Source organism: Segeticoccus rhizosphaerae (assembly GCF_009192725.1).
Lineage (GTDB): Bacteria > Actinomycetota > Actinomycetes > Actinomycetales > Dermatophilaceae > Segeticoccus > Segeticoccus rhizosphaerae.
In genome coordinates this window covers 1-1,179 of the sequence record NZ_VOHR01000582.1, presented here as the reverse complement: position 1 = coordinate 1,179, position 1,179 = coordinate 1, and the positions used below count along the sequence as shown (strand labels likewise).

General features: G+C 73.6%; 1 protein-coding gene and 1 pseudogene. One reads left to right on the top strand and one right to left on the bottom strand.

All coding sequences use genetic code 11. The features are described 5' to 3' along the window. Positions 1-347: 347 nt before the first annotated feature. On the top strand, positions 348-764 hold the full coding sequence (locus tag FRW57_RS21825) for a hypothetical protein (RefSeq protein ID WP_202911348.1): 417 nt from the start codon (positions 348-350) through the stop codon (positions 762-764). A 16-nt stretch (positions 765-780) separates the two neighbouring features. Here the strand turns inward: FRW57_RS21825 and FRW57_RS21820 are convergent. Next, positions 781-1,179: pseudogene (locus FRW57_RS21820) on the bottom strand (hypothetical protein); the annotation flags it as partial.

Here is a 1,179-nt window from a genome sequence, read left to right as displayed (position 1 = left end):
GGCCGCGCACCGCCGGTGTCCTCGGCCGCGCCGCCGGACGACCCCGAGCTGCATCCGGCCGTGACCACCAGGCCGGCCGCCAGCGTCGCGGTGCCGGCCAGCACCTGGCGACGGTTGATCGATGGGGTGTGCCGCTCCGGGGGTCGCGTGTCGGGTCGCATGCCGATGGACACGGCGCCGGTCGCAGGGAGGTTCAACGCCCTTCGCCGGAATCGGCCAGAGTGGCCGCGTCCGGCGGACCGCCGATCCGACTTGAACCGACCGGCGCCTTGGCTCGTGTCGTCCACAGAGACGTGCCGTGCATCCGCCGGACGACTCACAGCACACGTCCAGCCAAGGAGACGACGATGACCACCAGCGAACGAGGAGCCCGCACGATGGACCTGACCAGGGGCGGCACGCTGGCATGGCGCGCCGCGGCAGCTCTCGGAGTGCTGGTGTCGGCCGGCGTCCACCTGTGGCTGTGGTTCCGGGGGTACGACTCGATCAGCGTGATCGGCCCGCTCTTCCTGCTGAATGCCGTCGGCGGCCTCGTGATCGCCGTCGCCGTCCTGGTGTGGCGGCACTGGCTGCCGCTCCTCGGGGCGATCGGATTCGGCGCCTCCACGCTCATCGCGTTCACGCTGGCCGCGACGGTGGGCCTGTTCAGCGTGCACGAGACCTGGACCGGCACCGACCAGGTGCTCGGCTGGCTCTCCGAACTGCTCGCCCTCGTCGCCGGCACCGTTGCGCTCTGGCGCGAGCGCTCAGCTCGCCAGCCGTAGCACCGGGCGCGAGTGCTCAGCTCGCCAGCCGTAGCACCGGGCGGCCCGTCGCCGTGCGCACCTCGACCGTGGCGATGTCCGCACGGTTCCACGAGCTCGCACCCTGCAGGCTCATCTCCCGGCCCGGCACCGCCCGCCACGTCGCCACCTGCTGGGTCGTCCCGTCGGCCTGCTGGACCACCAGCTCGTATGCCGGTGGGGCGCCCGGGGTGTAGCCGCGGCCCGACTCGTAGGCGCAGGTGAGGTCGACGCTCGTCCCCCAGGCCTTCCGGGTGAAGGCGACGGTCGCGAGCAGCCGGTCCTGCCCCAGCTGCTGCATGGCCACCGGCCGGGTGCCGGTGCCGTCGCCGGGCGCGGTCGTGGCACCCGACGGGGCCGGCGACGACACGGCGGGTCCCTGCGCCGTGCCGACGCC

Coding starts and splice junctions, on each gene's coding strand:
- FRW57_RS21825 (WP_202911348.1), top strand. CDS start 348: ATGACCACCAGCGAACGAGGAGCCCGCACGATGGACCTGACCAGGGGC.